A 23,059-nucleotide genomic window follows, 5' to 3' on the forward strand; every position below is an offset into this window, starting at 1 on the left:
CCGGACACTTTGCGATGCTGTCGTCCTCGCCGAACCCGCACAGCATCGGAATTGCGATGGGCACTGAACCATTCAGCCACCCGTACATCCTGCCGCCCGGTGTGCCCAGGCTTCAATAATTTAAACAATCCCAAACATGGACCCCGTAAGAGCAAAAAAACACCTCGGCCAGCATTTTCTTAAAGACGAAAGCGTCGCAGCCGATATTGCGGCCACGCTCAGTGGGAAGGGCTATGACAATGTACTTGAAATCGGGCCGGGAATGGGTGTGCTCACGAAGTACCTTCTCGAACAGCCCTTTACGACTTACGTGATTGAAATCGACACTGAATCGGTGGAATACCTTAATGCCAATTACCCCAAACTACACGGGAAAATCATCAGCGAAGATTTCCTGAAGTACAATATCAACAAAACGTTTGACGGAAAGCCTTTTGCCATTATCGGCAATTTCCCTTACAATATCTCGACACAGATTGTCTTTCGGGCTTTGGAGTTCCGCGACCAGATTCCGGAATTCGCAGGCATGTTCCAGAAAGAAGTGGCAGAAAGGATTTGCGAGAAGAAGGGCAGTAAGGCCTACGGGATACTGTCTGTGCTGGCACAGGCGTTTTACGATGCAGAATACCTTTTCACCGTTCCGGAACACGTATTTAATCCGCCGCCCAAAGTAAAATCAGGGGTTTTGCGCCTCCGCAGAAAGGAAAATTACAGCCTGCCGTGCAGCGAAAAACTGTTCTTTACAGTAGTGAAAACGGCGTTTCAGCAGCGTCGCAAGACATTAAGAAATAGTTTAAAAACCTTAAATTTGTCGGATAATTTACGAGAAGATGCTATCTTTGACCTCCGCCCGGAACAACTGTCGGTGGAAGCCTTTATCGCTTTGACACAAAAAATAGAAGCCGATGGAATTTAAAATCAGCAAGGAACTCATCACGCAGCTCGAAGAACTGATCCAGTCTAAGAGCGACCACGAACTGGAAGCGTTGCTGAATGATTTACACCATGCTGATATCGCTGAAATCCTTGACGAACTCGACTTCGATGACGCGACTTACATCTTCAAAGTCCTCGACAGCGAAAAAACTGCCGAAATCCTTCTCGAAATGGAGGATGACGTGCGCGAGAATATCCTAAAGAGGCTTTCGCCAAAGGAAATTGCCGAAGAACTCGACGAACTTGAAACCAATGATGCGGCCGACATCATCGCCGAACTCAAGGACCGTAAGGAAGAGGTTATCTCTGAACTACAGGACGTCGAGCATGCCAAAGACATCGTAGACCTGCTTCGCTACAACGAGAATACTGCGGGGGGATTATGCACAAAGAATTGGTTAAAGTGAACGAAAACTGGAGCGTACTGACCTGTGTCAAGGAAATGCGCATCCAGGCCGAGAACATCTCACGCGTCCACTCAATCTATGTCGTCGATGATGAAGACCGGCTCAAGGGTCGGCTGTCGTTGAAAGACCTGCTGATCACTTCGACACGGCAGCAGATTAATGACATTTACATCCGAAAGCTGAACTCTGTTAAAGTCGATACCGAAGATGTCGAGGTGGCGCGGATTATGCAGAAATACGATCTGGAAGCGATTCCGGTCGTAGATGAGCTGGGCAGGCTCGTAGGCCGAATTACCATTGACGACATCGTAGACGTTATCCGTGATGAAGCCGAGAAAGATTACCAGTTGGCGGCAGGTATCACGCAGGACGTCGAAGCCAGCGACAGCGTCCTGGAACTCACCAAGGCGAGGCTTCCGTGGCTGCTGATCGGATTTTTCATTGAATTGGTCGCCTCGGTGGTGCTCGATGGCAATGAAAAGGCATTTGACCAATACAAGACACTCATCATATTTGTGCCGCTGCTCTCTGCAACGGCCGGAAATATCGGCGTACAGGCGTCGGCAATCGTGGTGCAGGGCCTTGCTAACGGCACACTGAAAGAATTCAACCGCCGTTACCTGAGCAAGGAGTTATCGGTAGCTATGATATCGGGCACAATCATTTCTGTCCTGCTGCTCATTTACCACTCGGTCGTATTCCAGCAATACCTCGTCGGATTTGCGATATCGATCTCAATGATTGTGGTCATCTTATTTGCCGGAACCTTAGGCACGATGGTCCCGCTGTTCCTGCACAAGAACAAGATTGACCCGGCCATCGCCACAGGCCCGTTTATCACGACCTCCAATGACGTGTTCGGGATCATACTGTATTTCACCATTGCCAAACTCATTTTAGGAGTCTAGTTCACAGTCTGGCTATCTTCAGTGACAAGCACCGCTGCGGTGGCGATTAATGCCAACGAAATACAGGTTGCCACGCTCCTGATCCGATGGTAAACACTCCATGGATTTTCGAAGCGCAGCCTCATTTCCCGAAGCTCGCCTGCGGAAGCGCTATGCACGTCAAATCCATCCAAAGCCTCATTTAACGGCACATTCCCGATGACTGTTACCGCAAATGAACCTATCGCGTATACTGCGGTTGCGGCCAAAAGCCATGCGAAACGCGGCGTATTATAGTGCCATACAGACGTCACACTTAGCATAATCAACGAACCGAAAAAGCTCAGGAAGAATAAGCCGTTGAGGATGGCGCGGTTGATTGCCTGCATCGCCCCCAGGTATTCCCCATCCCGAAGCGTGGCCAGTCCGGGATTGACGGAGCAGGAGTACGCGTAATAGAGGCCTGAGATCAGCGCCGTACACAACAGTGCCAGCCAGAGTGAAAGATTGGGTAAGTTCATGATTTGAGTTTTTTTACGTATTCGGCTACACGCCTGATTTCATTTTCGGTCAGCCGTTTTCGCCAGGACGGCATCAGGCGGCGGCCGTTGGAGATGGTCAGCAGCCGTTCCGAATCCGTGATCTGGCTCCCCTTTAGGTTAATGGCCCCCCAAAGCCCCTTCGTGCCGTCTTTGCCGTGGCATTTCGCACAGCGGTTTTCAAAAATTTCCTTTCCCGTTTTTTCCGGTTTTTGAGCTGTCGCGCAAGCAACCATGAGCAAGGCACCCAATATGATCTGTCTTTTCATTTGTAATGTTTTCAGCAAAATTGGTCCGAAAGTGCCGGCTGAAATTGTAAGAAAACGACATTTTTAATACAGGATGGGCGCCTCGGATGTCCCCGAAAAATAATGTTTTGGATGGTAACCCGAAAACTCCCGGAATTCATGGATGAAATGGGACTGGTCGTAATAGCCGCAATCATAAGCGACCTGCGTGAGCGAGCGGTTCTGCGCTTGCGCGCCCGAAGCGGCAGACTGGAACCGGACGATTCTTGTAAATAATTTGGGACTGAAGCCCGACAACGTCTTGAACTGCCTCTCAAACTGCCGTAACGACAGGAATTGTTTTTCGGCGATCGTTTCCACAGAATCACTGCCTTTTGTAGCGATGATGTGGCGGATGGTTTGCGCAATTTCAGGCCGCACGGATTTGGACCTGGTCATTTTAGTCCCGAGGAATTTCGTGATGAGGGCTATCCGCTCCGAATGACTTCCGGCCATTGCCATTTGGTACTCAAGGCTGCCGGCCTGCGGACCTAAAATGGCTGTCAGGTCGGGCATCTCATTGGTGACATCGGTTGCGGCAAAATGGAACAGTTCAGGCAACGCATTGGGATACAGGTAGACGCCAAACAACCCAAAATCGGAGCCGGCCGCGAAACGCCTGAAGTGCCTGGCCTGTCCCTGGATGCCGGACAGGAAGCAGTTTTGAGGTTTGCCCTCATCGTCAATCCTGTCGAGTTTGCCTTTGTAATGAAACAGCAGTTCGGGGCAGCCGTCCGCGAGGCAACGATGCACAAAGGGTGTGTGGGCTGCTACGGCGCCTTCCAGCGTCCAGAAAAACCGGACGTAGGGGGCGAGGTGAACCGGCGGCGCGAAGGTTTGGTACTGCATTTGATGGCATTAAGCTTCCCAAAGATAACAGAAAATCAAATAAAAAACCCTGACAACAAAATCATCAGGGTCATTCTATTTTAAAACCGGGTTTAGTCGTTTAATTTCAGTACCGCCATAAACGCCTCCTGCGGAATTTCCACATTTCCTACCTGGCGCATGCGTTTCTTACCTTTTTTCTGTTTTTCCAAAAGCTTGCGTTTACGAGAGATATCGCCTCCGTAACATTTGGCGGTAACGTCTTTCCTTAAGGCTTTGACCGTTTCACGCGCAATGATTTTTGCACCGATGGCGGCCTGGATCGGGATATCGAACTGTTGTCGCGGAATGAGCTCCTTCAACTTCTCAGTCATTTTTTTCCCGATATTGTACGCGTTGTCAGCATGGATCAATGCGGAAAGCGCATCTACCGGATTCGCATTCAGTAAAACGTCCACTTTTACGAGGTTCGACGTGCGCATCCCAATCGGATGGTAGTCAAATGATGCATATCCTTTTGAAACGGTCTTCAAACGATCATAAAAATCAAATACGATTTCAGCGAGAGGCATATCGAAATTCAATTCTACCCTCTCAGTGGTCAGATACGTCTGATTGGTAATCAATCCGCGTTTTTCGATACACAACGACATGACGTTTCCTACGAAATCGGACTTCGTAATGATGGTTGCTTTGATGTAAGGCTCCTCAACACGATCCAGTTTTGAAGGTTCCGGCAAGTCAGACGGGTTGTTTACGATAATGGCCTTGTCAACATCTTTTTTGGTGTACGCGTTGTACGACACGTTAGGCACCGTAGTGATTACCGTCATGTCAAACTCACGCTCCAATCGTTCCTGAATGATTTCCATGTGGAGCATCCCTAAGAATCCACAACGGAAACCGAATCCCAGCGCGGCAGAACTTTCAGCCTGGAATACCAATGACGCATCATTGAGCTGGAGTTTTTCCATCGAGGCGCGGAGTTCTTCGTAATCTTCTGTGTCCACGGGATAAATTCCTGCGAAAACCATCGGTTTTACATCTTCAAAACCCTGAATCATATTGGTGGTCGGTGTTTTCGCATCTGTGAGCGTGTCGCCAACCTTCACTTCCTTTGCTTCCTTGATACCAGATATCAGGTAACCCACGTCTCCGGTGGAAATGACCTGTTTCGGTACCTGATTCAGTTTTAATGTCCCGATTTCATCAGCAAAATATTCATTTCCGGTTGCCATGAACTTGATCTTCTGGCCTTTCCTGATTTCCCCGTTTTTGACACGGAAGATAACCTCAATGCCCCGGAATGGATTGTAGACCGAATCAAAAATCAAAGCCTGCAATGGCTCTGCCGGGTCTCCTTTCGGGGCAGGGATCTTTTCGATGATCGCAGCCAGTATGTTTTCCACACCAAAACCGGTTTTACCCGAAGCGTGGATAATGTCTTCTAATTTACAACCCAAAAGGTCGATAATATCATCGCTTACTTCCTCGGGATTGGCGCTGGGTAAATCTACCTTGTTCAGCACCGGGATGATTTCCAGGTCATTTTCCAAAGCAAGGTATAAATTCGAAATGGTTTGGGCCTGTATGCTCTGTGCGGCATCAACAATCAAAAGCGCGCCTTCGCAGGCGGCAATCGAACGGGAAACCTCATAAGAGAAATCTACGTGTCCCGGGGTATCAATCAGGTTCAGGATGTACTGCTCGCCTTTGTAAGTATATTCCATCTGGATGGCGTGGCTTTTAATCGTAATCCCGCGTTCGCGTTCCAGATCCATATTGTCGAGCAGCTGTGCCTTTTCCTCACGCGCGGTCACGGTCTGGGTGGCGCCTAAAAGCCTGTCTGCCAGCGTACTTTTCCCGTGGTCAATGTGTGCAATAATGCAAAAATTCCTGATATGCTTCATTTGTCTTTTCGTTCAGTTTTTTGGCGTCTCCCTCCGGGCCGGGCTTTCCGCTGCAATCTTTTTCGATTTCCCTTCGCTTCGCTGCAGGAAACAAAAAAGGATTTCCGCTGCAATCCCTGACGCAATTCGTTCATAGCCGGACGTTTCACCGCGATTCGGCGAGGCCTTGACCAGTCGGCAAATATAATTCAAAGTTTCGGGATTTCACAGTATAAAAAACTCAATCACAGAAACTGTAAGCCGCTGATTTTTCATTCTTTTTTCCTGTAGGGATTATGTTATGTGCCCCGAATTTTTTTCCCGCCAGGACGTCATCCATAAAACCGAGTATCAACTGCTGGTCTTTTTCAAATAATGTTCCGCTGTATTCATGCCCCCCGCCGCAGAAAGTGAAGAGGGAAACAGTGCCGTTCAGTTCTTTAACGTGATTGTAAATTGAATACGACCCGAAAAGCATCAGCCAGCCGGTTGCATCCGTGGGGCAATAATGGTGAGCGGCCGTCGCATACGGAACAGTGGAATCACCATTGCCGTGAAACAGCATCATCGGGATGAGGTTGTTTTTGGTAATCAGGTTCAGGTCCATGATCGCCCCTGCGCCCGAAACGAGCCCGGCATATTTGAAATTTTCAGGTAGTTTTAAACCATAGATTTGCATCAAATCCCGATTCCAATATGCGGCATGCAATACGGTCTCTGCGCCGGCACTTGAACCCGAGATAAAAATCCGGGACACGTCGATATTGTATTTCTGGCTATTGCTGAGGAAGAAATCGGTCGCCAGCCACAAATCGTTTACGGCATATCGGAATGCCTGGATTTTTTCGGACAGCACGCCGTCGCAGCTGAATTTCCTGCCCTTCATATACAACGTGTAACTGATGGTTGCCGCAGCATAACCGTGTTGCGAAAGGTATTTACAGATGGAATGGCCTTGCTGCCTTTCACCACCCGAAAACCCACCTCCATGCACGAACAGCAATAATGGAAATCCGGTATTTGACGCTTTTTCCGGTAGAAACAAATCGAGATCTAGTTTTAGCGTATCATTCCGGAAATAGGTCAGCGTTTGCATTTTCTGGGCTTCCGCCTGAAATAATAACAGGCAGCATCCCAGCAACATAATATTTTTTAATCGGTTCACGGCTTACGATTTCATTGGCGGCAGGTCGAATGCCTTGGCATCGTGCTCAAAATGGTTGCGGTGCGATCCGTCGCAAAACGGTTTGTTCGCTGACAGGCCGCAGCGGCAAATGCTTACCGTTGTCCTGCCCTGAAGGCCGTACACATTGCCGTCTTTGTCGACGATTTCAAAATCGCCCTCCACTTTTACCGAGCCGTTACTGTTGATGGTTAATTTCGTTTTGCTCATATTCTTGTTTTTAGTGTTTATCTTTCCATTCCGAAAAAGGGTTTTTGCTCAGGTACGCATTGTAATATTTTGCCTCTCCGGTGACTTCTTTTCCGAGCCACGCCGGATGCTGGAAACTTTCATTTTCATCGCGCAGTTCGATCTCGGCAATAAGAAGTCCTTCATTGTCGCCGTGGAATTCATCGATTTCAAACACGTGTCTCCCGACTTTTACCTCATACCGCGTCTTGTCAATCACGCCTTTTTCGCAAAGTGCCAACAGCGGTTTGGCGTCCATTAGCGACAATTCGGTTTCCCATTCCAGCCGCGTGGTGCCGCTTTCATTTCCTTTTCCCTTAATGGTCAAAAATCCAATTTCTCCTTTAATCCTGATCCTGACGGTCCGTTCCGGATGCGAATTCAGGTAGCCCTGTGCGATGTGGTTTTTGGCAAAAGCCTGTTCCTTAAAATCTTCAGAGACGACAAGGAATTTGCGTTCAATTTCTATCATGGACACTGCTGTTTCGGTCAAATGTATCACTATTTTCAATGATAGTGATGCGCTTTTTTCAAAACGTATTTAAATTTGCGGTATGGATGACTTCAACCGGGACCGCAAGATCATACACGTCGACATGGATGCGTTTTATGCCTCAGTCGAACAGATGGACCATCCGGAGTTGCGCGGCAAACCGGTGGCCGTGGGCGGCAGTGAAACCCGCGGGGTGGTGTCGGCGGCAAGTTATGAAGCGCGGAAATTCGGGGTTCGGAGTGCCTTGAGCGGCGCTTTGGCCAAAAGATATTGCCCTGAAATTATCTTTGTGAAACCGCGATTTGACCGCTACAAGGAAATCTCACAGAAAATACGCAAAATCTTTCTTGACTATACTGATCTGGTTGAGCCTTTGTCGCTTGATGAGGCCTATCTCGACGTGACGCAGAACAAAAAAGGCAATCCGAGCGCCACACTGATTGCCCGTGAAATCCGCCAAAGGATTTTCACCGAAACCGGGTTGACGGCCTCAGCGGGGATTTCAATCAACAAATTCATTGCTAAAGTGGCGTCAGACTACAACAAACCCAACGGACAGAAGACCGTGACGCCCGACGAGGTGATCCCGTTCCTTGAAGCGCTACCGATCGGGAAGTTCTACGGCGTAGGAAAAGTGACGCGTGATAAAATGTACCAACTTGGGATTTTTACAGGCTTGGATTTGAAACAGAAGCCGCTTGATTTCCTGGAAAAGCATTTCGGGAAATCAGGGGTCTACTACTATTACATAGTACGGGGCATCCACAACAGCGAGGTGAAGCCGGAACGCATTGCCAAATCAGTCGCCACTGAGCACACGTTTAATGAGAACCTGACGTCCGAAATTTTCATGGAAGAAAAGCTGCAAACCATTGCGGGCGAACTGGAACGCCGGCTTAAGCGCTACAATATTGCAGGGAAAACCGTCACGCTTAAGATCAAGTACAGCGATTTTACCTTGCAGACCCGCAGTAAAACGCTACCCTATTTCATTTCGGATAAATCGCTGTTGTTTGACACTGCGAAAGAGCTGCTGTATCAGGAACGCATGAAAAATTCAGTCCGCTTGCTTGGGATTTCCCTGAATAACCTGAATACGGAAGTCAAGAAGACCGTAGTGGTACAGCTGCGATTTGACTTCTGATGGCTAAACAAGCGTTAAACTAAAGCCATTTGGACTTTTGATGTCTTAAAAGCGTTATTTTAGCGTTTTAATTCTCCAATGAAAGAACTCCGTACATATGATGAAAGTATCGCCCGCTTTGGTGCAAGCCAAAGAACCGTGCGCCCGTTGTTGCTGAGTTGGGATCTTTTTTCAATGCACCTCCAGAAAGTGTTCGGGAATACCGCAGACGTCAGGCAACTCGCGAGCATGGCGCAGCAGCACCATTGGAATTTTAACTTTGAGACAGTTCGCGACCTGTCATACGACACGGTTATTGTGGTAACCGACGCCCAGGTGAATATTGTATTTGCCACTCAAAATGTCACCGGCATGACAGGGTACGAGCCTTCGGAAATGATCGGGAAAAGTCCGAAAATGTTTCAGGGCCAGGCCACTTCTAAAACAACGACGAAAACCATACGCAGTGCCATCAGCAATGCGCAGCCGTTTGAAACGACCGTTGTCAATTACCGAAAAGACGGCACCCCATATGACTGTGCCATCAGGAGTTACCCTATATTTGATGTCAAAGGCAGGCTTTCCCATTTCATCGCCTTCGAGAATGCGGCCTGATCCTTACCTTTGCGGCCCAAACAACCTTCATGAACTACGTTTTTTTACCAGGAACCACTACTGAGGTCAGCACCCTTTGTCTTGGCACAATGACTTTCGGACGTCAGAATACGGAAGCCGAAGCGCATGCGCAAATTGAAATGGCACTCGACAGCGGGATCAACTTCATGGATACTGCCGAGATGTATCCTGTACCGGCATTGGAGAAAAATTACGGTGCGACGGAAAAAATCATAGGGTCATGGCTAAAGAAATCCGGAAAAAGGCACAATATGGTGCTGGCTACGAAAATGGCCGGAGCAAACCGCGGCCTGCCCTTTGTCCGCGAAGACTTACGGTATACACCCGCAACCATCCGGCTGTCTGTCGAAAAAAGCCTCAACAGGCTGCAAACTGATTATATCGATTTATTTCAGCTTCATTGGCCTGAAAGGAAATCCAACATGTTCGGGCAGTTGGGGTTTCAAATTTCAGAAGATGCCTGGGAAGACAACACCAAAGCAGTTCTTGAAACCATGGCAATACTGGTGTCTGAAGGCAAGATCAGGCATTTCGGGATCTCAAACGAAACACCTTGGGGACTGATGCGGTTTTTGGAAGAAAGTAAGAAACACGGTTTGCCGAAGCCAGTGACCATCCAGAATCCCTATTCACTCGTAAACCGGACGCTTGAAATTGGTATATCGGAAATACTATTCAGGGAGAAGGTGGGTTTGCTGGCCTATTCGCCGCTGGGCTTCGGGATACTGACCGGTAAATATGGCATGGGCCAATACCAACAGGAAGCGCGCCTGAACCTGTTCCCGAATTTTACCAGATACAACAGTAAGGAAGCCCGGGACGCCGCAGCCTGTTACGTGGATCTGGCAAACCAACATGGTATCAGCCCTGCGCAGCTGGCATTGGCTTTTATACAGGCGCAGCCGTGGGTGAGCAGTACGATCGTCGGGGCAACTACGTTGGGGCAGCTTAGCGAAAACATCGGATCGGTTCATGTGGTACTCACGCCTGAAATCATTTCGGGCATTGAAAGGATCCATACAAAATTTCCTAATCCCGCGCCCTGATTACTCAATAACCAATCTCGAAACCGATGGCATGCCGGAGTTGTCCTGGGCATTGACCAGATACAAGCCGGAACTGAGCCCGCTGACATCGATGTTTTCGTTATCACTTTCAATGGTTCGGGATAGGAGTTTCTTTCCGCTGATGTCAAACACCGTAATCTGTAATGGGAACGCCCCGGTTCCGGAATGGACTGCAAAAGTACCGTGAGCCGGATTCGGATACACCGAAAAAGGCGACTTCTCCACGTCATTGACGCCAAGAGATGTATCTACCACTTTGTAAACGACGCCGTTATTTTGTGAAGCAACAAAGAGCTCGTTTGAGGCATTCACGCCAAATGTCGTGAAACCGCCACCGGGCAATACGGATGAATAGGAAATCGAGCCGGTGCTACTGACCATGCCGATTTTATCGGAGCAGTAGTCTGCGAAAAAATACTTCCCGACAAAGTTGGGATAAGCCGTGCCACGGTACACATAACCGCCGGTGACTGAGCAATTTCCGCTTCCTCCGGCAGACGAGTAAGTCGCAAAAGGGAACGTCATTGTATTTTGCGCCGCACAACCGGAAGTGTCGTATGCGCTGTTGCCTTCATAGCAACGCCATCCGAAATTGTAGCCGCCGTCGCCTACAGGTACCTTGTTGATTTCCTCCACATTTTCCTGACCTACGTCGGCAATCCACAAATTCCCGTCGACCGTGTCAAACGAAAATTTCCACGGATTTCGCATCCCGATGGCCCATATTTCATCAGCGCCATCTGCAGCGGCGTAAGGATTTGCAGCCGGGATTGCGTACGGTGTGCCGTTATCGACATCCAGGCGAAGCATCTTGCCCAGCAGTTCGTTCTTATTCTGGGCCCTGTTGCCCGGATCGCCACCGCTTCCCCCGTCACCCATACCGATATACAGGTAGCCATCGGGGCCAAAACGCAGCGTACCGCCGTTATGGTTGGCATAAGGCTGTGGAATGGTAAGAAGGATGGTGCCGACCGTATTGGCCAGATTCGGGTTCGACGCATTTACCGAATAGCGCGCCACCACAGTAGAGCCCGAAGTGTTGGTGTAATTAACGTAAAAATAGCCGTTCGTCGCATAATTCGGATGGAAGGCGAGTCCGAGCAGGCCGCGCTCGCCACCCGTGCTGATCAGCGATGAAATGTTCAGGAAGGCAGAAGGGTTTGTGACCTGATTTGCGTTCAGGATCTTGATTACACCGGTTTGCTGGACAACGAACAGGCGGTCGTCGCCTGCGTTTACGATTTCGACCGGGCTGTTGAAGCCGGTCGCGAAAGACTGCAATGCGATGGTTTGTGAAAAGCCATTGAGCGCAAAAAGAAGAAGGAGGGCGTACAATTGTTTCATAGCAAGCGATTTAAAAATGTGTTGAGTCGTAAAAGTAGGAATTTTTCCCGCACATCAAATCATTAAGTCTTATGAGGTTTGTGGGTGGGTTTACAACTATTCAATATCAAGGATGTTCCCGGAAGCACACTGGCTTGCGGGAACATCCTTTCTGTTTACAAATTGTCTATCACCCGATCTTTAGGGTACCGGATTTTGTAACTGATCCGGATTTTGCGGGTCTCATTCGGCTTGAGGTTGAGCTGCCAGGTCATTATGCCGGTGTCAGTATTGACTTTTGCGCCGTCGCTCTCTTTGAGTTCGACTTCGATATCCTTGTCCGGGCTCAGCGGATATTGGTCTTTCAGCATCAGATTTACGGTTTCCTTTTTGTTATTCCGAATCGTAATATCGTAGGTAAATAGCTGCTCTTTTTTGGAAGAAAGAAATTTTGTCCCAGATTTGTCGACGACTTTTTCCCGCCTGATACTTATTTTTTTATCGCGGCCCATACTCAGGTTCAGGGTATCCGACGTCTGATTCGGGTTGATAAAGGTTTTACCGACATACAAGCCTTCAAATATGATATTGGCATCGCCGGGAAGCAGGTTGTATTTCGAATAGTCGCTGATTTCAGCCAGCAGGAACGCCTCGTTTTCAACCCGCGGCGCACTGTAATATTTGTACGACGCGGGCAGCCCGATTTCCTTCAATGCCACGCTGTGCGCTTTGCCATTGGATAGAATGTCGTAAGGGATGTCGATGTCAAACGAAATGTTGAGTTGGTTCTCATTGATTGTAGTGTATGGGGAAACGCTGGCTAGGGTTTTATAGCCTGCGCTTACAGTAACGCCTGCCATCTGTCCGTTCAGCGAGTTGATGACGGATTCTTCCTTGTCCCGATAGACCGCGCCATAGGTCGGGGCGTACCTTAAAAACCAAGCCTGCAATAGCGGCGCCGTGTTGTTTTGTGTCGGGTTGCCGCTTGACAGCGTCAGTTTTACCTTTTTCCAGTCGATGCCCGTACTTTGAGTCACCCGCGCCTTGTACATCATTTGTATGGGTTCAGAGATGCTGTTGGCACGCAGGTCGTAAAAAGGTTGCCATGATGCATTTGCCGTCAGGTAATTGATTGCAAAATCAACGTTGCCGGCCACATCGTTCATCACTTGCAGGATCAGCTTTCCGTTTGAGGTTTTTTCCTGGTTTTTGGTATTGATTTCTAATTTTGTGTTCAGCCGGGCCAAAACGGCGTTCCAATTCCTGATTTTCTCTTCAAGCGTGTCGTAATTGTCGCTGATTTCGGTGCGTTTGGCTTTGTAATATTCAACAACCTTGGCCAGTTCTGCAAGATTCAGTCCCGTGTTGGTGCCTGAGACCTGCTGATTTTTATCGAGCAATTCCAGCGTCTTGGCTTCAGAATTCAGGGCATTGGTAAGTCGGCCGATTTCCTTTTCGGCGATTTTAATGCTGTCACGTACTTTTTTCACCTCTGTTGAATGCTCATCAATCTCGTATTCACTCATGTAATTATTCGTGAATTGCACCGAGAGGACCGTCACCGTCGATGGCGCCGCAATCTGTACCGAACTTTCATTCAGGAAATCCGCGACATTTTTCACGACAATCTCGCTGGTCCCTTTCGGGAGCACTGCGGAAGTGGTCTGGACCAATTCGGCTGAGTTGGAATATACGGTAGCAGCTTTGACTTTGGCAGTCACAAAAAGCGGTTTTTGGGCCAAAGCCGCGCCGCCAATCAAAAGCAGGAGCAAAGCGATGTTTTTCATAGCTTGGTTTTTACATTATTTTTGGAAACGGAAAGATACCTATTTTTCGGAAGTGTAGCCTTTAGCTTCGGCAAACGCGATGATCGACTGGCTGATCGCCTTGCCCAGATCGTCCTGTGTTTTGGTTTTTTTACTTTCAGTATTGATGAAAGCCTCGCGTTTTACGGCCAGTTCCGCAATTTCTTTTTGTATGTCACTGCGTTCCTTCGTTTTCCGGTCAATGAATGCCCGGAGTTCTTCTTTGGTTTTGCCCTGCAGTTCCTCCGGCAGTTCTTCCTTTTTCATATTGGTGACAGCTTCTTTATCGTCTTTGGCTTTATCGACCAGATCCCAATTGGCATTCTTGTAAGCCATTTTGGATTTGCTCACGGTCCGCTCCGCATAATTGGCTTTTGACACCGTTTCCGCATTCGCATCCTGCTGTAGCTGCGCCATTTTTTTCTCTTTTCCCGATTTTCCATACCCGATGTACGTGGCATTCAACCGCTCATTGCATTTGTAAATCCGCTCGTCATACGGGGTCACGATGTAGCGCACTTTTTCATCGGAGTTGATGTTGAAATATTTACCGTTTCCGCGGTCTGCGCCGTCTTTCCAGTGGGTATTGATGCCCTCATAGGCGTTTCCGCAAAAAATAGTGTTTACAAAAATGTCGTTTTTAAGTGCGTCGGCGACACTTTCCTTGTAGCTGATGCCGCCTTGGTCAAACGCCTCGTTTCCGGCGATGTACAGCAGCTTCATGTCTGTTTTCTCTCTAGACCATTGCAGCCGGCGTGTCGCGTCGCTGATCACTGCCCCGCAGTATTCGGAACCGCCATTGGTGCGCAGCGAGAACAGTTTTTCGGAAATCAGGTCGAGGTCGGTGGTCAAGGGTGTGACCTGCCTGATGTAATTCGCTTCCGCAGAAAGACCGTCGTTGCCATACTCATACAGGCTGATCTCGATTTCGGGCGATTTTCCGGAATATTTCAATGTGGTTAGGGTATTGACAATGTTCCAAAGCCTGGATTTGGCCTGGTCAATCAATCCGTCCATGCTGTTCGAGGTGTCGAGCAAAAGCGCCACCTGTATCCTGGTGTTTTCACCCGTGACGTGCGGCTGGGTCATCGCCGTCGCAGTGGTTACATGATCTTTTTTACATCCGGCGAAGCTCAATGTAGTCGCCAGCAATACTGCGGAGAACGTAAGTGAAGTTTGCATAATAATAATTTTAAATGGTTATCGGTTAAAAACTCAGGTCAAAATTATCCGAATGACCGAAACGCGGTTTGGAGAAATGGTGAAACGCCGTTTCGACTTGGTGAAAACAATTGGAAAAGCGTATCGGATTCATTTACTTTACATTCCGAAAAATCCCTGTATGCAATTACCACGACTTTTTGCCTGTTGCTTTTGTTTTTGCCTGCTGATCCCGCAGGCCGCGTGGTCACAGGATACCATAAAGAAAGCGCCCAAACTGGAATTGAAGAAAAAAGTATCCAGGTCCAGGAAAGTAAGCGCCGCCGCCGCCGACCTTGAAAACGCGTTGAAAAAAAACGACCGCGAATCGATTGCGAGAAATTATGAATCGCTAGCGGAAACCTTTATCAGCAAAGGGGATTTTAAGAAAGCAGAGGAGTATCTACAGAAGGCTTTGCAGTACACCAAGCCGGGTCAGGCCGAGGACATAGCACGTCTGAGGCGCAGTATGGCCAAAGTCCAGGAAAGCCGTAACAATCTTGCGGCCGCTTCGATGAATTACCTTAAAGCAGCGGAAATCACCGGCGATAAGACGACTGAAAAACTGAATGCCAATGATTTCAGCCGACTCCAAAACGCGAACAGCCCGCAGGCCCAAATGACCTTTAACACTTCCAACGCGGAAATCGCAAAAGAATCGGATAAAAACGAAGAAGCTGCGGATGCCTACCAGCAGAACGCGGTACTGAATTTAAAAGAGAGAAAGCCTGAGGCAGCCATCAGGAATTATGAGCAGGCAATCACGTTTTCAAAGGACAAACCGGAGGAGGTCATTAAGATACAAAGTCAAATCGCGAAGGTGTACACCACTGAAAACCAATTTGAGAAAGCCATCGCAATCCACCGGAAACTACTTGAAGATGCGCGGAAAAATCATGACACAGACACTGAAATCGCACAATTGCAACTCCTCTCGTCGGTCTATCTTAAGAATAGCCAGGCCAACGAGGGTATTGATTTACTCAGAGAATCGTATCGCATTGCACTACAATCCGGTCGCAGTGACGCGGCGAAACAAAACCTCGGGGCGTTGCTAAAATACTACCGGGCGAAAGGCGATGATCAGGCAAGCATGAGGCTGTATGAGCAGTTTTTTGAAAATTTCGATGCGTTGATCCGTGCCGACAGTTCCTTGATTGATGCCAGGACGTTCCGGGTTACCGAAGAAAAGATCAGGCAGCTCGAAAAGGAGAAATCCTTAAAAGACGAGTTGATTTCAAAGAAGAATACGTTCAATTATTTTTTGATCGGTTCGGTAGTGCTGTTGTTCCTGCTATTTATATTCATTGCCAGGGCATTGTACGCAATCAAGATCAAGAACAAGGAAATCGCGCTGCAATCGCTGCGCCGCGAGATGAATCCGCATTTTATCTTCAACAGCCTCAACAGCGTTAACCAATTCATTTCGCAGAATAAGGAACTTGAAGCCAATAAATACCTCTCCTCGTATTCACATCTGATGCGGGACATCATGGAAAATTCGAACAGGGATTTCATTACCATCGGCAGCGAAATCGGGCAGTTGAAAAAATACCTCGAACTGGAGCACCTGCGTTTTTCGGATAAATTTGATTACACCATCACGGTCGATGAAAGGATTGACACAGAGCATACATTCATCCCGAATATGATCCTGCAGCCGCATCTTGAAAACGCGATCTGGCACGGATTGCGGTACAAGGAATCGAAAGGGTTGTTGGCCTTGTCCTTTACGGCTTCGGATAAGAAGATTAAAGTGACCATTGATGACAACGGCATCGGTTTGGCGAAAAGTGCGGAATTGAAAACGAAGAACCAAAAAGCACACCAGTCACGCGGTATCACCAACACCGAAGAACGTCTGGCACTTCTAAACGGGTTGTATAAGAAAGGGATCAGCTGTTCAATAACCGAAAAGCAACAACCCGAAACCGGCACCATAGTGGTCATTTATTTTCCGATAATCCATAATGTATGATGGCATTTGATAAAATTTCGGCAGTGATCGTAGAAGATGAGCGGGCCGCGCGCGAAGCCTTAAAGAGTTACATCTCGAAATACTGCCCGCAGGTGGTCGTGACCGGCGAAGCCCAGGACATCCGCGAAGCCGTGCCCCTGTTGCATGATACGCAGCCGCAATTGGTATTTCTCGATGTCGAAATGCCGTTTGGCAATGCGTTTGACGTGCTCGAAGCCTGTAAGGATTTGCAATTCGAAACCATTTTTGTGACCGCATTTTCGGAATATTCGCTCAGGGCCCTGAACCAAAGCGCTGCGTATTACCTGCTCAAGCCCATCAGTATTGAAGAGCTGATCCTGGCGGTAAACAAGGTCCAGCACCAGATCCGCAACCAGGAAATCCTGAACCGCAACAAAATCATCCTTGACAATTTCCGCGAACCGAAACCGGAAAAGCAGCAGGTAATCTTACCAACCCTCGAAGGATTTGAAGTCGTCAGGATGGAAGACATCGTACGGCTGCGCGGCAATGGTAATTTCACCGATTTGTACCTGACTGACGGCAACAGGAAAATGGTGTGCCGGTTCCTGAAACATTTTTCCGAAATCCTGCCGCTGCCGTTTTTGCGCATCCACAAGTCGCACATCGTCAACCTGCATTTCGTAAAATCGTATAACAAGGGAGGCTTCCTGACCTTACACGACGGCGCTGAAATAGAAGTCTCACCAACATACAAGGAGGCGTTCCTGAAGCATTTCCGCTAAAATTCGAACTCCTCGTCGATCCGCAGGGAATCCACCCGGGTTGTGTCTTTGGCAGTAATCCTGATGTAGTTTTTTGCAGGACCGTTGATAATCACCGGCAGCGATTTATAAATGGTGTCTTCGGCGCTGAGTACGCCGCGCCGCAACATCAGGTTGGTCAGTCCGGCATGGTTTTTCCTGACGTACGAACGCAGGTTTCCTTCGCCGTCAAACTGCCACATGAACCGCTTCGGGCTTGGTATAATGCCGGCCAGGTACAGGCACTCGTTGAGCGAAAGCTCGGACGGGCTTTTTTGGAAATAAAAACGACTTGCCTCACCGATGCCGTACACATTCGGGCCCCATTCAATAATGTTGAAATACACTTCGAGCATCCGCTCCTTGCTTGCGATGCGGTTGTTTTCCAGGATGTACACGAGCAATATTTCTTCGAGTTTGCGCGACAAGGTTTTTTCCCTGGTGAGGAATACATTCTTAATCAACTGCATGCTGATGGTGCTAGCGCCACGGGAGAATTTTTTGGTCCTGATGTTCTTGATGATGGATTGCTTGAAGGCTTCGCTGATGAATCCGCGGTGTGAGAAGAACGAAGGGTCTTCGGTAGTGAGCACCGATTTACGGAGATAAGGCGAAATCTGGCTGAGCGGTGTGTAATTGGGATTCGCCTGCCCGACAAGTATTCCCCTTTGCTCGCGGCCATTTTCGATGGCATGATAGACGAAATCGCCGTTGAGTTTGTTGAGGTTGGCGTCTCCGTACTTAATGATTTTCAGGCCCTCTTTTTGAAGTTTACTATCGAAAACCAAAGCACCGGGCTTGTTTTTATTGAACATGAAGTCGAGGTTGTAGCTGAAACTGCCTTCAGTTTCCATGCCCTGGAAATGGGTAAAAAGGCCGTCGGGCAGCGACGAGATGAAATCCTGCGCCTGCATTTTGGGTATGGCTACTTTTAAACGGTAAATCGTATCGGATGCCGTATCGTATGATAAAAACGGATGGAACCTGAGCGCATTGAGGCGTACCGTTGAGGTGCTGTCGACCGAAACGAAATTTTCACCCAACAGGAAGCGGTAGTCAAACCGTGCATTCTTGATGATGACATCTTTGCTTGCGATCCGGCGGTGGTTGATCCTGAGGTTGGCAATCGAGGCAAATCCGTCGATATGCAGTTCGTCGCCGTCCATGTCGATGTTGTCAACCTTCACCCGAATCGAATCGAAGCTGGACTTTAAGTGGTACCGTTCGTCGAGATACGGAACGCGGATTGCGCCCGTATCAATATTGAAAAACCGGATGTCGGCCTTGTTGTCCCTCGGGTCGGCGAAACCGGTAATCCGCCAGTTTTGTGAAAAGTTGTTCGTTCGCACATTGATGGCCGTTTCCAGTTGCTTGTCAATCAGGCTGAGTTTGCTGAAATTGATGTTAGCCTGCTTGCCATTGTCGTTCAGCCTGAAGGCCAGATTTTCCAGCTTCATGTCAGTAGGGATAAGGTTCAGCGCCTTTGAAATCAGACGATAGGCAAACTCGGCGTAATCCCTTTTTTCGCTGGGCAGGTCTTCGGACTTATCCTTTTTCAGGAAGGCATCAAAGTTTTTGACGTTTCCTTTTTTGACCAGTTGTACAAAGCCGTCGTGGATTTCGAGTGTTCCGATCTGCACATTGCCCGTCAGCAGTTTCCAGAAACTGACGCTTGTCCGTATTTTTCTGATATTGAAAAGCGTGTCGGCATTTTTCGGAACCAAAGAAACACCTTCAGCGTTAATCCCGCAAAAACCTTCAAACGATGCTTTTTTTACAGCAAATGTGCTGTTGTATTCGCGATCCATTTTGCCTGATACGCGTGCAATGGCTTGTTCAAGCAGGGTATTCCTGAATATAAAAAACCCCGCAATGACAAGGATTACGAATACTGCGGTGATTTTTAATGCTAAAAAGGTTTTCTGTTTCCTGCTCCTCGCCATGTACAATAGTAATTTTTATCCGAACAGTTCTCCGGCCACTTCTTCAATCCTCCCGACCATCAGTACCTTAATGCCAAAGTCTTTTACAGGGATTTTATTGTGCTTCGATACAAAAATACTCGAAAATCCGAGTTTCTCGGCTTCCTGTATGCGTTGTTCGATACGATTTACCGGACGTATTTCGCCGGAAAGCCCGACTTCCGCAGCAAAACAAAAATCTTTTCCTACAGGAATATCTTCGTTCGAGGAAAGGATTGCTGCCACTACGGCGAGGTCTATTGCCGGATCGTCTACGGTGATACCTCCGGTGATGTTCAGGAAAACGTCCTTGGTACCGAGTCTGAAGCCGGCGCGTTTTTCCAGGACAGCTAAGATCATGTTGAGCCTTTTGGCATTGTACCCGGTCGTGCTCCGTTGTGGCGTGCCATAGACTGCAGTGCTGACCAACGCCTGGATTTCGATCATCAGCGGACGCATGCCTTCCATGGTGGATGCGATGGCCGTACCGGATAATTCCTCACTTTTCGGTGAAATCAGTATTTCAGACGGATTGGATACTTCGCGCAGTCCGCTGCCCTGCATTTCATAAATGCCCAATTCCGCGGTAGAGCCGAAACGATTTTTCAGCGAGCGCAGGATACGGTATACATGGTTGCGGTCGCCTTCAAACTGCAACACGGTATCGACCATGTGCTCGAGGATTTTCGGCCCGGCAATGCTGCCGTCTTTGGTAATATGCCCGATAAGGATGACGGGGACGTTCGTTTCTTTGGCAAATTTGATCAGTTCCGCGGTGCATTCCCGGATTTGCAAAATACTTCCGGGGGAGGCTTCGATGTAATCCGTATGCAGCGTTTGTATTGAATCGATGATGACGACTTCTGGCTCGATTTCACGAATCTGGTGAAAGATGTGCTGGGTTTTGGTTTCGGTTAAAATGTAGCAGTTGTTGGCGCGGCTGGTAATCCGTTCCGCGCGCATTTTAATCTGCTTCTGGCTTTCTTCGCCTGAAACATACAAGGTACGGTAAGGCAGTTTGAGCGAAATCTGCAGCAGCAGTGTGCTTTTGCCGATGCCGGGTTCGCCGCCCAGCAGGATTAACGATCCGGGCACGATGCCGCCGCCGAGGACACGGTTCAATTCGCCGTCGAGGCTGTCCATCCGGATTTCCTGCGCCGAATCGATTTCTTCGATTTTAAGGGGTTTGGCCGCTTTCTTATTTTCGGCCGACGGCTTCCAGGACGTTTTTTCCTCTTTCTGTATGACCTCCTCCACAATCGTGTTCCACTGCTTGCAGGCGTTACACTGTCCCTGCCATTTTGGGTACTGTGTCCCGCAATGCTGGCAAAAAAAAGCCGTCTTTATTTTCGACATTATTTGCTTCCTCCTTTTTTTAATTCATCTGCTTTTTCGAGCATCATGTCTTTGGTAAGGTCCCCGATTTCGTCCATCAGGTATGCGTTCTGATAGGCTTTCGCGGCTTTTTTGGTATCGCCGGTTTTTTCATAAAACAATCCCATCTCATATTGGGAGAGCATCGCTTTGGGATAGCTTTTTTTGGCCATGGCCGCTAATTTTTCGAGTTCGTCAAAAGCGTTGTTCTTAATGATGGCCGCTTCAATCGCTTTGAAATCACTGATCCTCACGGGCATTTTCATGCCGTACGATTTTTCAATAATGTCGTATTTCTTGACCAGGTAATCGACATAGCCTTTCTCCATCTTGACAATCTTTTCCTGAAACTCCGCCGTGGAAATGGGTTGGTATTGCCCGAAAATGTGGTAAAGTGATGCCGGAATGCCGTACAGGACCAGTGAATAGTGCGACGCACCCTTGAACTCATCATATTCGTAATACACGTTAGCATGCAATACGGTTTTGATGTTGTTATCGAGCGTGCGCATATCGGCAAGGTTCTTCTTAAGGTCGCCATCGCCGCTGGCCATATAGTAGAAAATCGGTTTTTTGGTGGTTTGCAGCATGACGGGGATGCGTTCCATCATTTGTTCGCCGAATTCAGGGCTGAAGCAGATATAGGCGTTAAACAGCGGGTTTTCCTTGTACAGAAAGAGGTTCAGGAAGCCTGCGGTGACATCGTGCCCGCCGATAATCCGGAATGGAGACAGTCGGTATTTCTTTTCCAGTGCGGGCAGCAGTTCGGTCCCGATGAATTCAAAAAATGACGCGCCGGTCTCTGTGGGCAATCCTTCCTCGTTCATTACCGAATCGGCTTCGCGTTCGCCGTTGCTGTTCTGGTTCAACGCGACAATCACGACTTCAGGGAGGTCGTCCCAGTAATTGCCATATGCAAGCGCCCCATCATACGCGTCAAGCAGGTATTCCCCATCCAAAAGCAGTAATAACGGGTATTTACGGTCTTTATTTTTGCCATAGGACAGCGGGAGGGACACGGTAAATTCGCGATCCATATTCATTTTTTCGGAGAATATGGTGTCGCGGCTTCTTTGTGAAAACGCGGGGAGGCAGCCGAGGAAAGCCAGTAGAATAATTATTTTTTTCATAGCCCGTTGACGATTAAAGGAATGGATCCATTTAAAACAGTCGGGGAAGTTAAGAAATTATTTTTTTCTATTCAGGATGGGCAGCAGGAAAATTGAGATGATTCCGGTAATAATCGCCAGTAATACCTGAGAAAACCATACGATCCAGCCAAAGGCGCTTCCGGCTGTTTCGGCAATGCCGTAGAAAAACAGGATCTTGGCCATCAGTACCGGATAGGTCCCGAAGCCGCTGCTGGTGATTGCAATGGTTACACTACCTACAAGGAAGGACGACAACACTGCGCCAAAACCGATGTCACTGGTTTCCTGCAGCGTGAAAATGGTGATGTAAAACATGGCGAGGTAACTCACCCAGATAAAGAGGGTATGGAACAGGTAGGGCCATTTTTTTTCCATCCGTACCACGCTAAGCATGCCTTCCTTGAGTCCTGAAATTTTTGCCTTCAGTGACAGGATGAATTTCATCCTGGAATAGAAATAAAGCAGCAGCGCAATGATGGCAAGGGTTCCGCCGATGACAAGCAGATAAATCGTTTCGCGCAGCGGGATTTTGTCCAACACGAATTTCTTGACCGCCTCAAATTGCAGCAGCACGGTGAGCAGCATTAGGAAAAGCAGCACGATCGAATCGACAATGCGTTCGGCAACAATGCTTCCGAAACCTTTGTCAAACGGGATGTTGTCGTATTTTTTTACGATGAGCGCACGGGAGAACTCGCCCGATCTCGGAATGGTCATGTTCATCAGGTAGCCCACCGATATGGCCATGAAATTGTTCGCAAATGAACTTTTGTAGCCCATATGTTCCAGCGAAAATTTCCAGCGGTAGGCGCGGGAGAGGTTACCCAGATTGGCGATGATAAGTGAGATGATCACGTAAAAATAATCTGCCCTGCGGAAATGCGTCTTGATTTCCTTCAGCTGGGCCGGCGTGAACTTGTCGTACGTGTAATATATCAGGAAAACCCCCAGCAAAAGCGGGAGCAATATGGAAAGCCATTTTGTAACCTGTTTTTTCACC

At 48.4% G+C, this 23,059-nt stretch carries 20 protein-coding genes and 1 pseudogene; 7 read left to right on the forward strand and 14 right to left on the reverse strand.

The genetic code is table 11. From position 1 onward, the window contains the following. The first annotated feature begins 136 nt into the window (after window positions 1–136). Together rsmA and mgtE are read left to right on the forward strand one after the other, a co-directional pair. A complete protein-coding gene (rsmA, locus tag HYN48_RS04725; protein WP_108370029.1) occupies window positions 137–916 on the forward strand; it encodes a 16S rRNA (adenine(1518)-N(6)/adenine(1519)-N(6))-dimethyltransferase RsmA in 780 nt (259 codons plus the stop codon). Beyond that, window positions 906–2,251, forward strand: a pseudogene (mgtE, locus tag HYN48_RS04730) (magnesium transporter). Before rsmA ends, mgtE begins: the two are co-directional and overlap by 11 nt. Here the strand turns inward: mgtE and HYN48_RS04735 are convergent. The 7 genes from HYN48_RS04735 to HYN48_RS04770 all read right to left on the reverse strand — a co-directional run bounded on the left by HYN48_RS04735 (window position 2,248) and on the right by HYN48_RS04770 (window position 7,656). Continuing rightward, a complete protein-coding gene (locus HYN48_RS04735) occupies window positions 2,248–2,751 on the reverse strand; it encodes an anthrone oxygenase family protein (protein ID WP_108370030.1) in 504 nt (167 codons plus the stop codon). The pseudogene mgtE and the gene HYN48_RS04735 sit on opposite strands and share 4 nt — an antisense overlap. Further along, window positions 2,748–3,038 (reverse strand): c-type cytochrome, encoded by a 291-nt coding sequence (locus HYN48_RS04740; protein WP_108370031.1) that lies wholly within the window; start codon window positions 3,036–3,038, stop codon window positions 2,748–2,750. Before HYN48_RS04740 ends, HYN48_RS04735 begins: the two co-directional genes overlap by 4 nt. A 63-nt stretch (window positions 3,039–3,101) precedes the next feature. Continuing rightward, on the reverse strand, window positions 3,102–3,905 hold the full coding sequence (locus tag HYN48_RS04745; RefSeq protein WP_108370032.1) for a helix-turn-helix transcriptional regulator: 804 nt from the start codon (window positions 3,903–3,905) through the stop codon (window positions 3,102–3,104). A gap of 92 nt (window positions 3,906–3,997) precedes the next feature. Next, entirely contained in the window at window positions 3,998–5,794 is a 1,797-nt protein-coding gene (gene lepA, locus HYN48_RS04750) for a translation elongation factor 4 (protein WP_108370033.1), read from the reverse strand. A gap of 220 nt (window positions 5,795–6,014) precedes the next feature. Next, window positions 6,015–6,938, reverse strand: a complete 924-nt coding sequence (locus HYN48_RS04760) for an alpha/beta hydrolase (RefSeq protein WP_245945986.1) — start codon at window positions 6,936–6,938, stop codon at window positions 6,015–6,017. Between the two features lie 3 nt (window positions 6,939–6,941). Further along, window positions 6,942–7,166, reverse strand: a complete 225-nt coding sequence (locus HYN48_RS04765; protein ID WP_108370036.1) for a CDGSH iron-sulfur domain-containing protein — start codon at window positions 7,164–7,166, stop codon at window positions 6,942–6,944. Between the two features lie 10 nt (window positions 7,167–7,176). Continuing rightward, window positions 7,177–7,656 (reverse strand): CYTH domain-containing protein, encoded by a 480-nt coding sequence (locus HYN48_RS04770; RefSeq protein ID WP_108370037.1) that lies wholly within the window; start codon window positions 7,654–7,656, stop codon window positions 7,177–7,179. Window positions 7,657–7,738: 82 nt separating this feature from the next. Between HYN48_RS04770 and dinB the strand changes: the two genes are divergently transcribed. From dinB to HYN48_RS04785, 3 genes are all read left to right on the forward strand, one after another. Next, window positions 7,739–8,821, forward strand: coding sequence for a DNA polymerase IV (gene dinB / locus HYN48_RS04775; protein ID WP_108370038.1), 1,083 nt, complete (start codon window positions 7,739–7,741; stop codon window positions 8,819–8,821). A 78-nt stretch (window positions 8,822–8,899) separates the two neighbouring features. Continuing rightward, window positions 8,900–9,415 (forward strand): PAS domain-containing protein, encoded by a 516-nt coding sequence (locus HYN48_RS04780; RefSeq protein ID WP_108370039.1) that lies wholly within the window; start codon window positions 8,900–8,902, stop codon window positions 9,413–9,415. 29 nt (window positions 9,416–9,444) lie between these two features. Continuing rightward, window positions 9,445–10,482, forward strand: a complete 1,038-nt coding sequence (locus HYN48_RS04785) for an aldo/keto reductase (RefSeq protein WP_108370040.1) — start codon at window positions 9,445–9,447, stop codon at window positions 10,480–10,482. On the opposite strand, the gene HYN48_RS04790 is transcribed toward HYN48_RS04785, so the two are convergent. The 3 genes from HYN48_RS04790 to HYN48_RS04800 form a co-directional block, all read right to left on the reverse strand. Beyond that, complete coding sequence (locus tag HYN48_RS04790) at window positions 10,483–11,847, reverse strand: PQQ-dependent sugar dehydrogenase (RefSeq protein ID WP_108370041.1); 1,365 nt, start codon at window positions 11,845–11,847, stop codon at window positions 10,483–10,485. Between the two features lie 155 nt (window positions 11,848–12,002). Continuing rightward, window positions 12,003–13,613 carry a DUF4139 domain-containing protein gene (locus HYN48_RS04795; protein ID WP_108370042.1) on the reverse strand — a complete coding sequence of 537 codons (1,611 nt, stop codon included), beginning with the start codon at window positions 13,611–13,613 and terminating at the stop codon, window positions 12,003–12,005. A 39-nt stretch (window positions 13,614–13,652) separates the two neighbouring features. Continuing rightward, a complete protein-coding gene (locus HYN48_RS04800) occupies window positions 13,653–14,813 on the reverse strand; it encodes a vWA domain-containing protein (protein ID WP_108370043.1) in 1,161 nt (386 codons plus the stop codon). A gap of 160 nt (window positions 14,814–14,973) precedes the next feature. On the opposite strand from HYN48_RS04800, the gene HYN48_RS04805 reads away from it, so the two are divergent. Continuing rightward, window positions 14,974–16,809, forward strand: coding sequence for a tetratricopeptide repeat-containing sensor histidine kinase (locus HYN48_RS04805; RefSeq protein ID WP_181248531.1), 1,836 nt, complete (start codon window positions 14,974–14,976; stop codon window positions 16,807–16,809). After that, entirely contained in the window at window positions 16,806–17,555 is a 750-nt protein-coding gene (locus tag HYN48_RS04810; protein ID WP_245945987.1) for a LytR/AlgR family response regulator transcription factor, read from the forward strand. The genes HYN48_RS04805 and HYN48_RS04810 overlap by 4 nt, the downstream gene beginning before the upstream one ends. On the opposite strand, the gene HYN48_RS04815 is transcribed toward HYN48_RS04810, so the two are convergent. From HYN48_RS04815 to HYN48_RS04830, 4 genes are read right to left on the reverse strand one after another with little or no spacing between them, the layout of a single operon-like run. After that, on the reverse strand, window positions 17,552–19,516 hold the full coding sequence (locus tag HYN48_RS04815) for a transglycosylase domain-containing protein (protein WP_108370046.1): 1,965 nt from the start codon (window positions 19,514–19,516) through the stop codon (window positions 17,552–17,554). The two genes, HYN48_RS04810 and HYN48_RS04815, sit on opposite strands and share 4 nt — an antisense overlap. Window positions 19,517–19,531: 15 nt before the next feature. Then, window positions 19,532–20,890 carry a DNA repair protein RadA gene (gene radA, locus HYN48_RS04820; RefSeq protein ID WP_108370047.1) on the reverse strand — a complete coding sequence of 453 codons (1,359 nt, stop codon included), beginning with the start codon at window positions 20,888–20,890 and terminating at the stop codon, window positions 19,532–19,534. Further along, window positions 20,890–22,038: an alpha/beta hydrolase gene (locus HYN48_RS04825; RefSeq protein ID WP_108370048.1), complete on the reverse strand. Its 1,149-nt coding sequence runs from the start codon at window positions 22,036–22,038 to the stop codon at window positions 20,890–20,892. Before HYN48_RS04825 ends, radA begins: the two co-directional genes overlap by 1 nt. 57 nt (window positions 22,039–22,095) lie before the next feature. Further along, on the reverse strand, window positions 22,096–23,058 hold the full coding sequence (locus HYN48_RS04830) for a lysylphosphatidylglycerol synthase transmembrane domain-containing protein (RefSeq protein WP_108370049.1): 963 nt from the start codon (window positions 23,056–23,058) through the stop codon (window positions 22,096–22,098). Between the last annotated feature and the right edge of the window lies 1 nt (window position 23,059).

Origin of the sequence: Flavobacterium magnum, assembly GCF_003055625.1 — a bacterium.
Taxonomy (GTDB): domain Bacteria; phylum Bacteroidota; class Bacteroidia; order Flavobacteriales; family Flavobacteriaceae; genus Flavobacterium; species Flavobacterium magnum.

What these genes read in the sequence shown, in the direction of transcription:
- rsmA (WP_108370029.1), top strand. Translation starts at nt 137, where the DNA reads ATGGACCCCGTAAGAGCAAAAAAACACCTCGGCCAGCATTTTCTTAAA.
- HYN48_RS04735 (WP_108370030.1), bottom strand. Translation starts at nt 2,751, where the DNA reads ATGAACTTACCCAATCTTTCACTCTGGCTGGCACTGTTGTGTACGGCG.
- HYN48_RS04740 (WP_108370031.1), bottom strand. Translation starts at nt 3,038, where the DNA reads ATGAAAAGACAGATCATATTGGGTGCCTTGCTCATGGTTGCTTGCGCG.
- HYN48_RS04745 (WP_108370032.1), bottom strand. Translation starts at nt 3,905, where the DNA reads ATGCAGTACCAAACCTTCGCGCCGCCGGTTCACCTCGCCCCCTACGTC.
- lepA (WP_108370033.1), bottom strand. Translation starts at nt 5,794, where the DNA reads ATGAAGCATATCAGGAATTTTTGCATTATTGCACACATTGACCACGGG.
- HYN48_RS04765 (WP_108370036.1), bottom strand. Translation starts at nt 7,166, where the DNA reads ATGAGCAAAACGAAATTAACCATCAACAGTAACGGCTCGGTAAAAGTG.
- HYN48_RS04770 (WP_108370037.1), bottom strand. Translation starts at nt 7,656, where the DNA reads ATGATAGAAATTGAACGCAAATTCCTTGTCGTCTCTGAAGATTTTAAG.
- dinB (WP_108370038.1), top strand. Translation starts at nt 7,739, where the DNA reads ATGGATGACTTCAACCGGGACCGCAAGATCATACACGTCGACATGGAT.
- HYN48_RS04780 (WP_108370039.1), top strand. Translation starts at nt 8,900, where the DNA reads ATGAAAGAACTCCGTACATATGATGAAAGTATCGCCCGCTTTGGTGCA.
- HYN48_RS04785 (WP_108370040.1), top strand. Translation starts at nt 9,445, where the DNA reads ATGAACTACGTTTTTTTACCAGGAACCACTACTGAGGTCAGCACCCTT.
- HYN48_RS04790 (WP_108370041.1), bottom strand. Translation starts at nt 11,847, where the DNA reads ATGAAACAATTGTACGCCCTCCTTCTTCTTTTTGCGCTCAATGGCTTT.
- HYN48_RS04795 (WP_108370042.1), bottom strand. Translation starts at nt 13,613, where the DNA reads ATGAAAAACATCGCTTTGCTCCTGCTTTTGATTGGCGGCGCGGCTTTG.
- HYN48_RS04800 (WP_108370043.1), bottom strand. Translation starts at nt 14,813, where the DNA reads ATGCAAACTTCACTTACGTTCTCCGCAGTATTGCTGGCGACTACATTG.
- HYN48_RS04805 (WP_181248531.1), top strand. Translation starts at nt 14,974, where the DNA reads ATGCAATTACCACGACTTTTTGCCTGTTGCTTTTGTTTTTGCCTGCTG.
- HYN48_RS04810 (WP_245945987.1), top strand. Translation starts at nt 16,806, where the DNA reads ATGATGGCATTTGATAAAATTTCGGCAGTGATCGTAGAAGATGAGCGG.
- HYN48_RS04815 (WP_108370046.1), bottom strand. Translation starts at nt 19,516, where the DNA reads ATGGCGAGGAGCAGGAAACAGAAAACCTTTTTAGCATTAAAAATCACC.
- radA (WP_108370047.1), bottom strand. Translation starts at nt 20,890, where the DNA reads ATGTCGAAAATAAAGACGGCTTTTTTTTGCCAGCATTGCGGGACACAG.
- HYN48_RS04825 (WP_108370048.1), bottom strand. Translation starts at nt 22,038, where the DNA reads ATGAAAAAAATAATTATTCTACTGGCTTTCCTCGGCTGCCTCCCCGCG.